Annotated in this window: 11 protein-coding genes; all 11 read right to left on the bottom strand. The window is 37.5% G+C overall.

What is annotated here, in order from left to right:
- Positions 1 to 638, bottom strand: a 638-nt coding sequence (gene argG / locus PHY73_07485; protein ID MDD3375543.1) for an argininosuccinate synthase, incomplete at its 3' end; no start/stop codon positions are given.
- Between the two features lie 83 nt (positions 639 to 721).
- Entirely contained in the window at positions 722 to 1,648 is a 927-nt protein-coding gene (gene argF, locus PHY73_07480; protein ID MDD3375542.1) for an ornithine carbamoyltransferase, read from the bottom strand.
- Positions 1,645 to 2,829 (bottom strand): aspartate aminotransferase family protein, encoded by a 1,185-nt coding sequence (locus tag PHY73_07475; protein ID MDD3375541.1) that lies wholly within the window; start codon positions 2,827 to 2,829, stop codon positions 1,645 to 1,647. Before PHY73_07475 ends, argF begins: the two co-directional genes overlap by 4 nt.
- On the bottom strand, positions 2,808 to 3,680 hold the full coding sequence (argB, locus tag PHY73_07470; GenBank protein ID MDD3375540.1) for an acetylglutamate kinase: 873 nt from the start codon (positions 3,678 to 3,680) through the stop codon (positions 2,808 to 2,810). The genes PHY73_07475 and argB overlap by 22 nt, the downstream gene beginning before the upstream one ends.
- Positions 3,664 to 4,803 (bottom strand): bifunctional glutamate N-acetyltransferase/amino-acid acetyltransferase ArgJ, encoded by a 1,140-nt coding sequence (argJ, locus tag PHY73_07465; GenBank protein ID MDD3375539.1) that lies wholly within the window; start codon positions 4,801 to 4,803, stop codon positions 3,664 to 3,666. Before argJ ends, argB begins: the two co-directional genes overlap by 17 nt.
- Before the next feature lie 10 nt (positions 4,804 to 4,813).
- On the bottom strand, positions 4,814 to 5,827 hold the full coding sequence (gene argC / locus PHY73_07460; protein ID MDD3375538.1) for an N-acetyl-gamma-glutamyl-phosphate reductase: 1,014 nt from the start codon (positions 5,825 to 5,827) through the stop codon (positions 4,814 to 4,816).
- 164 nt (positions 5,828 to 5,991) lie between these two features.
- Positions 5,992 to 6,387 carry a 30S ribosomal protein S9 gene (gene rpsI, locus PHY73_07455; GenBank protein ID MDD3375537.1) on the bottom strand — a complete coding sequence of 132 codons (396 nt, stop codon included), beginning with the start codon at positions 6,385 to 6,387 and terminating at the stop codon, positions 5,992 to 5,994.
- 6 nt (positions 6,388 to 6,393) lie between these two features.
- Positions 6,394 to 6,834, bottom strand: coding sequence for a 50S ribosomal protein L13 (gene rplM, locus PHY73_07450; protein MDD3375536.1), 441 nt, complete (start codon positions 6,832 to 6,834; stop codon positions 6,394 to 6,396).
- 97 nt (positions 6,835 to 6,931) lie between these two features.
- A complete protein-coding gene (gene truA, locus PHY73_07445) occupies positions 6,932 to 7,687 on the bottom strand; it encodes a tRNA pseudouridine(38-40) synthase TruA (GenBank protein MDD3375535.1) in 756 nt (251 codons plus the stop codon).
- 8 nt (positions 7,688 to 7,695) lie between these two features.
- The gene (locus tag PHY73_07440) at positions 7,696 to 8,715 is read right to left on the bottom strand and encodes an aspartate-semialdehyde dehydrogenase (GenBank protein ID MDD3375534.1); all 1,020 of its coding nucleotides are present in this window, start codon (positions 8,713 to 8,715) and stop codon (positions 7,696 to 7,698) included.
- A 29-nt stretch (positions 8,716 to 8,744) separates the two neighbouring features.
- Positions 8,745 to 9,800, bottom strand: a complete 1,056-nt coding sequence (locus tag PHY73_07435; GenBank protein ID MDD3375533.1) for a 3-isopropylmalate dehydrogenase — start codon at positions 9,798 to 9,800, stop codon at positions 8,745 to 8,747.

Below are 9,800 nucleotides of genomic sequence, written 5' to 3'. Positions count from 1 at the left end.
GCTTTGTTTGGCGCTTTTAAAGGAGACTGTGTCATTGCATAAATATTTTCTGGCGGTTCATTCCATGGATTTTCCAAAACGCCACATTCTATTGCACGACCATAAATATTTGTATCAATACTATAAGGACTCTTTTTAGTTACGCTAACCGGTATGCCCATTTTTTTTGCATAATCCATTTCTTCTTCACGCGTTTTAAATTCCCATATTCGAACTGGTGCTATTATTTCCATTTCTGGCGCCATTAATCGAAACGCAGTTTCAAATCGCACCTGATCATTGCCTTTTCCAGTGCATCCGTGCGCAAGGGCGTCTGCCTTTTCTTTTTTTGCAATCTTCACCTGGTATTTTGCTATTAACGGGCGAGATAAAGCGCAAGCAAGATTGTATTTGCCTTCGTATAATGCACCTGCCTTTAACGCCAAAAGAGCATAGTCTTCTACGAGTTCTTTTTGGAGGTCAAGACAGTATACTTTTGATGCACCTGATTTAAGAGCCTTTTTTTCAACTTTCTTGAAGTCTCCACCTTGACCAACGTTTCCAACAACGGCTATTGTGTTGTAGCCTTTATTCTTTAGCCAAGGTATTATGCACGAGGTGTCTAATCCTCCTGAATAAGCTAAGACAACTTTTTTCATTTCTTTTTCTCCCTTAAATGAGTACGTGATTTGCAGAGTGTTAGTGAATATAAATCACTGTGCAAATTTATCCCGAAGGCGTCTTATGCCGATGGGCTTGCTAGCAAAAATGTTAAAATTGCTTTTTGAACGTGCATGCGATTTTCTGCTTGATCGAAAACAACTGAGTTTGGTCCATCAATCACGTCTGCAGAAACTTCCATGCCTCGATGGGCTGGAAGGCAATGCATAAAAATATAATTTGGTTGAGCGTACTTAACTAAATTTGCATTAATTTGAAATCTCTTAAAATCTTTTTTTCGTTTTTTATCTTCTTCTTCTTGTCCCATGCTAACCCAGACATCAGAATAAATGACATCTGCATTGCTGACAGCTTCGCGAGGATTATTAAAGATGGAAATCGTAGATTTTGTTTTCTTGGCAATGTCATGCGCGATATCTAAAACTCCTTGATTAGGTGCGTAGTGCTTTGGGGTTGCAATATTTAAATCGTATCCGACTCGCGCACAAGCTAAAATAAGTGAGTTGCATACATTGTTGCCATCTCCAATATAGGAAATCAAAGCCTTTTTTTTATTTCCAAACTTTTCTTTAACTGTTAAAATATCAGCTAAAGCTTGGCAAGGGTGAAACAAGTCTGAAAGACCGTTAATAATGATTGCAGATGCATTTTCAGCAAGCTCGACAACATCTGCATGGGAAAATGTTCGAGCAACAATACAGTCAAGATAGCGTGATAATGTTTTCGCAACATCTGAGACCGATTCTCGTTTGCCCAAATTAATTTCCTGCGGCGCTAAGTAAAGACATTTTCCTCCAAGTTGCCAAATTGCAATTTCAAATGAAACACGTGTTCGGTTTGATGGCTTTTGAAATAAAAGTCCGACCGCTTTATTTTTAAGATGATCAGTTGTTTTTGAATTGCTATTTTTGAGCTTAAGTGCAAGATCAATAATATAATGGATCTCATCAGAGCTTAAGTCGTGCAAGCTTAAAAGATCTCGTTTCATTTTGTCACTTTCTTAAATGATTTCTTGAGAATATAAAATGCTTTATCCATTTGTTTTTTTGTTACGTTTAAAGCTGGCATAATGCGTAAAATATTCCCTTGTGTGCAATTAACAATAAGCCCATTTTCGAAGCATTCATCAAAAATGGGTTTTCCTTCGATATTCAGCTCGATAGCGAGCATCAGCCCAAGTCCTCGAACTTCTTTGATACATGAAAATTCTTTTTTTAGTTCTTCAAATTTTTCAATGGCATACAATCCCATTTTTTTAGCGTTTTTTAACATGCTGTTTTTTTCAATGGCCTTAAAAACACCAAGAGCTGCTTTGCAAACAATAGGACTTCCGCCGAATGTTGATGCGTGCATGCCGGGTTTAAATACATCTGAAATTTCTTTTTTAACAACAATTGCTCCGATGGGTAACCCGCCACCTAAAGATTTTGCTAAGATCATGATATCTGGTGTTACGCCGTAGTTTTTGTAGGCAAACATTTCTCCGGTTCGACCAAGGCCTGTTTGAACTTCATCAAAGATAAGCAGGATGTTTTTTTCTTTGCAAATCTTAGAAAGCTCTTGAATATATTCTTTTTTTGCAATATGAACGCCACCTTCCCCTTGAACAAGTTCAAGCATGATGGCAGCTGTTTTATCAGTAATTGACTTCTTAACGGCGTCGATATCATTAAATGGAACAATGCGAAATCCTTCGACTAAAGGAGCAAAGCCCTCTTGGTACTTTTTTTGTCCTGTTGCCGAAAGGGCGCCAAGAGTGCGACCATGAAATGATTTTTCCATGCTGATAATTTCATAGCGATCTTTTTTCCCGTAAATACGAGAAAATTTAATAGCAGCTTCACAGGCTTCAGCACCACTATTGCAGAAGAATATTTTTGCTGGAAAAGACCAGTGAACAATTTCTTGCGCTAATTTTAGCTGATTTGGATTATAAAAGTTATTAGGAACATGGATTAATTTTCCAATTTGATCTCGAACAGCCGAAACAACTTTTGTGTGACAATGACCTACATTGCTAACGCCCCAGCCAGGAAAGAAATCTAAATATTTTTTTCCAGTTATATCAATTAGAGTCATGCCTTTTCCTTTAACAAAGATAGCCGGCGTGCGTGTATACGTTGTTAGAATATAATTATCGTAATCTTTTAAGATTTCTGTTTTTCGCATTTTTTTATAATTTGTGTTCCGACACCACGGTCTGTAAAGATTTCAAGTAAAATTGCATGCTGCATGCGCGCATCAATAATATGAGTTTTATGAACACCGCCGGCGAGGGTTTCGGCGCAAGCGTCTACTTTTGGGATCATGCCTGCATTAATAATCTTTTTCTTTTTTAGTTGATTTACTTCTTCTAATGTTAGTGTTGAGATAAGCGACTCTGGATTTTTGGGATCGCGCAAGACGCCTAAAACGTTTGTCAGAAGGACAAGTTTTTCTGCATTCATTGAAACAGCGATCGCACTTGCTACTTCATCGGCATTAATGTTGTAGGATTGCTGTTCGCTGCAGATGCCCATTGGCGATATAACGGTGATGTGTCCTCGCTTAAGATGTTTTTCAATCGCTTTTTTATTAATTGTTTTTACTTGGCCAACGAATCCAAGATCTTTAGACGCTTTCTTCTTTTCTACATGAATAATATTTTCATATCCGATTAGTCCTGTAGCATCACCATTAAGCCCTTTGATTTCGCTGACAATTTTTTTGTTTAGCTTTCCAAGTTCTTCACTCACAATATCGAGCGTATGCTTGTCTGTGACGCGAATACCATCATGAAATTCTGCTTTTTTGCCTGTTGCTTGCAAACGGGCGTTAATAAACGGCCCTCCGCCATGGACAAGAATAGTTCGGATACCAACATAGCTTAAAAAGACAAGGTCTTCGAAAATATATTTTCGAATTGTATCATTTTCAAGAATACTGCCGCCATACTTGATAACAAAGATTTTTCGGCGAAACGCATGAATATATGGAAGCGCTTCAACAAGAATATTAGCTTTTTTAATTATATTTTCCATTTATTTCTACATAATTTGTCGATAGATCCGATGTATATACCGTTGATAACCCTGATCCAATATTTAAGTCAACATAGATGCTGATATCTTTCTTTTTAAAAGAACTAAATTTTATTTTCAACTGGCTTTCTGTGATGTTTAGGCCAAGAGATCCAACTGCAGCAGCCACGCGTCCCCAGTTTGGGTTGCTCCCATAAGCTGCGGTTTTAACTAAATTTGAATTCGCAATAGCAAATGCAACTTTTTTGGCTTGTGCATCATTCTTTGCGCTGCCAACAGAAACTGTAATAAATTTTGTAGCACCTTCCCCATCGATAACAATTTTCTTGGCAAGGTCAAGGCATATAAACTGAAGTGCCTTACAAAATTTTGCATAATCAGTTCCTTTTTTTGTAATTTTAGAATTTTTCGCAAGTCCGCTTGCCATGACGATAACCATATCATTTGTGCTCATGCAATTGTCGATTGTAATGCTATTAAAAGATGTTGCGCAAGCGTCTTTAAGTGCTGATTTTAAAAGTGGTGCGCTAATGGCTGCGTCTGTTGTGATATACGCAAGCATGGTTGCCATATTAGGCGCAATCATACCGGAACCTTTAGCCATTGCACCGATTTTAACTTTTTTTGTTCCTAGTGTAATTTCAACAGCAATTTCTTTTTCAAAGGTGTCTGTTGTTAAAATTCCTTTGGCGGCAATGTTAGCGTTTGATCGTGATAGTCCTTTGACGAGTGCTGGTGCTGCTTTTTTGATTTTCTTAAAGGGCAGTGGTTTTCCAATAATCCCTGTGGACGAAACCAAAACATCATTTTCGGATATATTTAAAAGTTTAGCAATTAGCTCAGAAGTTTTCTCTGCATAGGCAAGGCCAAATTTTCCAGTAAAGCAATTGGCATTTCCGCTATTTGTGACAATGGCTTGCGCTTTATTGTTTCGAATTTTCCTTTTTGTTACAACAAGCGGTGCGGCAATCACAGAGTTTTTTGTAAAAACACCAACGCTGCACGTAGGAGTTTCGCACATAATGAGCGAAAGATCAGGTTTGCCAGATTTCTTGATTCCACACCAAAGGCCGTTCGCTAGAAAACCTTGTGCGGCTGTAACTCCACCTTTTATTTTTTTCATTTTAGATCCTTTAAGAAAGTCCAGCTTCTTCCTTGAAGCCGCACATCAGATTCATGTTTTGAACAGCTTGGCTTGAAGCGCCTTTCATCAAATTATCGATCACGCTTGTGATCACAACCATATTGTCTTTGACTGCAAAACCAATATCACAATAATTTGTTCCAGTTACATTTTTAGTTTCTGGTTGTTTTTCAGGTTTTAAGATGCGAACAAATTTCTCGGTTTTATAAAATTTTTGATAAAGTTTGTATATTTCTTGAGCTGCCATCGGACTTTTAAGCTGAATATAAATTGTTTCCAAGATGCCATAATTCATCGGAATTAAATGTGGAACAAAAGTAATCTTTATATCGCGTTTAGCTAGTCGAGATAAATAAGCGCATATTTCAGGTGTATGCTGATGACAAAGCGCTTTGTATGCTTTTAGGTTTTCATTAACCTCTGCATAAATCAGATTAAGCGCAGCTTTTCGCCCAGCTCCGGAAACGCCAGATTTTGCATCAATAATAATAGACGCAATTTTTTTATTATGCGTAGCTACTAGCGGTGCAAGTGCTAAGATGCCGGCCGTTGGATAGCATCCTGGGTTGGCAACAAACTTTGCTTTTTTGATTTCTTCTCGATAAAGCTCCGGAAGTCCGTAAATTGATTTCGGTAAATTCTTTTTATCCTTATGGGCAACGCCGTACCATTTTTTATAAACTGAAGAATCTTTAATTCGATAATCTGCACTAAGATCAATAATCATTTTTTTCGCTTTGATCAAACCGGGAGTAATTTCCATTGATTTTGTATGGGGCACAGCGATAAAGAAAAGATCACAAAGATTTTTTGCTTTTGCTAGGTTGAACTTTTCGCATACCAAGCGCGTTTTGCCAAAGAAATCTGGATGAATATCAGTGATTTTTCCCGTTGTTGTGTGAGCTCCGACATATGTTACGTGCACATCAGGATGATTTAAAAGAATTTTTAGAAGCAATTTCCCAGAGTAGCCGCTGATTCCAATAATTCCAACATTTATCATATGATCTCCGTAATGCTAGTTTTTATGATTTATTTTTTGTTTAAAAAATCTTTAACTTAAAATTTTAGCTTAATTAATGATTTATAATAAAAGAAAAAGCCTATCTCGTCAACTTCTTTCTCGAGGGAGATAGGCTTTTTAAATAAAAATCTTTTTTCTATAAATTAACGCTTAACCCATTGAAACTTCTTTCGAGCTCCCTTCTGCCCTGGCTTCATTCTTTCCTTAATTCTAGCGTCGCGTGTTAAAAATTTTGCTTTTTTCAAAACACCTCGTGTATCATTATCGCATAAAGATAATGCCCGTGATAAGCCGAGCTTGACTGCGTCAGCTTGTCCTGAAATTCCACCACCAGATACTTTTGCTGTCATGTCAAATTTATTGATATTGTTTGTGGCTTCTAAAGGCGCTAAGACAGTGATACGGTCTGTTTCAGATGGGAAATATCCTTCAAAAGAACGTTTGTTGATTCTTATAATTCCAGTTCCTGGCATAATATTAACGCGTGCAATGGCGCATTTTCGACGACCTGTTGCTGCATATTTTACAATTTCGACCATAATTAATTAGACCTCCAAAACTATAGGTTTTTGGGCACCATGCTCATGCTTGTCACCAGCATAAATCTTTAGTTTTCTGCCCATTTGTGTTCCAAGTGCTCCCTTTGGAAGCATGCCTGTAATAGCGTGTTTTAAAACAAAAGTTGGTTTTCTTTGCATCATATCTTTCATAACAACTGTTTTTTGTCCAGATGGGTATCCAGAGTAGCGTTGATATGTCTTTTTTTGTAGCTTTGTTCCAGTGATGCGAACTTTTTCTGCATTAATAATGATGACCATATCTCCAGTATCAACATGTGGAGTATAAACTGGTTTATGTTTTCCTCTTAAAATTGATGCAACACGCGATGCAAGCCGACCTAAAACTTTGTTTTTTGCGTCCACAAGATAGCATACCCTTTCAATTTCAGTAGGTTTTGCTATGAATGTTTTTGTTTTTTTAATCATAATTTCCTCAGATTTATTTGTTACAATGCAATAAAAAGAAAGTATAGCAGTTTTCGCAAGAATGTCAACCAAAAAAGCGGTCTATTGTGTTTTTTTATCAATATTTAACCTTTAAAAGGCACAGGCCTTTTGCCGGTCCTGTTGGGCCTGCTAATTTACGATTTCTTGCTTTTAAAATTTCTGGTATTTGGTTTGGGCTTATTTTGCCAAGACCAACCTGGATAAGCGTTCCTGTGATGTTTCGAACCATTTTGTATAAGAATCCGGTTGCTTCGATATCGATTGTGATGATGTTCTTTTTTTTCTGAATATTAATTTTCTTAATGGTTCGGATTGTGTCGATTATTTTTCCAGATTTTCTTTTTGCTACATCCATCGCGGCTACAGATGCAAAATCCTTTTTGCCGAGAAATTTTGTTGTGGCCTTTTTCATGGCATTGAGATCGAGTTTTTGTGGGCAATGGTGGCAAAAGTTTTTTGCGTACGCTGATGGCGCGTCTCGATTTAGAATTGTATATCGATAGATTTTACTTTGAGCACCATATTGTGCATGAAAATCGTTTTTGACTTTTACGGATTTGAGAACAACGATATCGCTAGGAAGTTTTGTATTGAGTGCTTTGCCGATTCTTTTCGGATCAAGCAGGGAATTTGTCGTGAAGTGTGCAACTTGTCCGATGGCATGAACACCTTGATCGGTTCGCCCGGATCCGATTAAAGTGATTTTTTCATTTAAGATTTTTTCTAAAGCTTTTTTGATTTCACCTTGAATAGTTCTCTCGCCTTTTGCTTGAATCTGCCAACCAGAGAATTTTGTTCCATCGTATTCTACTGTGAGCTTGATTGTGCGCATAAAGCTTTTTAGGAATTTTTTTTGATGAGTTCTTCGGCGATTTGAATGGCGTTTAAAGCTGCGCCTTTGCGAAGATTATCAGAAACAACCCAAAGGTTGAGACCATTTTCAATTGTATTGTCTTCGCGGATGCGACCAACAAAAGTGTTGTCTTTCCCTTGAGCATCTAAAGGTGTTGGATATAGATTGTTTGGAAGATCGTCTATTATGGTCACTCCTGGAGCATTTCTTAGCAGTTCAATGGCTTTTTCTCGGGTAATTTTCTTTTTTGTTTCAATATTAATTGATTCGGAGTGCGCGCGAATAACAGGTACGCGAACACATGTGGCCGTTACTTTTATTGAATCATCTCCCATGATTTTCTTTGTTTCATTGACCATCTTAATTTCTTCTTTAGTATAAAAATCTTCTTGCGGGACATCAATATGAGGAATCAAATTATCGGCAATTTGATGTTGAAACTTTTGAATATCATTTTTTTCTATTGTTTGGTCTTTTGTGATCTTTTTTTGTTGGGCGCGAAGCTCAGCAATTGCCTCAGCTCCTGCTCCAGAAACAGATTGATAGGAAGAAACAACAATACGTTTGATCTTGGCATAATCGTGCAGAGGTTTAAGTGCGACCACCATCTGAATGGTTGAGCAATTTGGATTAGCAATAATCCCTTTATTTTTGTTAATGTCGTTTGGATTGACTTCAGGAACAACCAGCGGAACATCTTTGTCCATTCGAAACTGGCTGGTGTTATCAATAACAATGGCTCCTGCCTTTACAGCAGATGGTGCGTATTCTTTGCTAATGGCAGCTCCAGGAGAAAAAAGAGCGATTTCAACGTCTTTAAAAGCATCATGTGAAAGTTTGACAGCTTTAAATTTCCGACCTTGAAATTCGTATTCGGGACAATCTTCTGGCCGAGATGACATTGGGTATAGCTCGTTTATCGGAAAATTCCGCTCTTCAAGAATTTTAAGCATTTCTTGACCAACCGCACCCCGGATACCTACAATAGCAACATTATATTTTTTCATTTTTTGTATAATTCTTAATATTAAAGTGATTAAAGTGATTGAACAACTAAATCGCCAACTTCAGTTGTTGAGTATCCCATTCTTCCTGCTGCAAGGCTTTTTAATTTTGTTGTGACAACAGATCTTGCGGCATTTTCAACTTTTAGAGAAGCCTGCTCCTCACCAATTTCCTTAAGTAACATAGCAAGTGCGCAGATTGCTGCGATTGGATTGATAACATTTTGACCCGTGTATTTTGGCGCAGATCCGCCAATAGGTTCAAACATGGAAACGCCGTTTGGATTAATATTTCCACCAGCTGCAATACCCATGCCGCCCTGAATCATAGCACCTAAGTCTGTAATGATATCGCCAAACATGTTATCTGTAACGATAATATCAAACCATTCTGGGTTTTTGACAAACCACATTGTGGTTGCATCGACATGTGCATAATCTGTTTTGACATCAGGATATTCTTTGGCTACTTCATAGTAAGTTCTTTCCCAAAGATCAAAAGCAAAGGTTAAGACGTTTGTTTTTCCGCAAAGCGTTAGCATTTTCTTCTTGCCATATTTTTGAGTATAATCAAATGCATAGCGAAGACATCGTTCAACGCCTTTTCGCGTGTTGTGTGAAACTTGTAGGGCTATTTCGTCTTTTGTTCCCTTGTTTTGAAATTCTCCCAATCCTTTATAAAGACCTTCGGAATTTTCTCGCACAACTGTAAAATTAATGTCCTCTGGTTTTTTATCTTTGAGTGGGCAGAATCGCTCATCATAAAGTTGAACTGGTCTTAGATTGATGTACTGATCAAGGTCAAATCGAGCTTTTAGCAAGATCCCTTTTTCTAAAATACCTGGTTTGACATCTGGATGCCCGATGGCGCCTAAATAAATTGAATCAAATGTTTTAAGTTCTTCAACGGCAGAATCAGGTAAAATTTCACCTGTTTTTAAATAGCGTTCGCCACCAAAATCATAGGAAACAGTTTCGTATTTAAAGCCGCATTGTTGAGAAACAGCTTCCAACACTTTAAGACCTTCATTAACAACTTCAGGGCCTGTTCCATCTCCCGGAATAATTGCAAGTTTATAGTTTTTCAT

This window comes from Candidatus Omnitrophota bacterium, from assembly GCA_028693815.1.
Classification (GTDB): Bacteria; Omnitrophota; Gorgyraeia; order Zapsychrales; family Aceulaceae; genus Aceula.
This window is presented reverse-complemented; position numbering and strand designations above follow the sequence as displayed.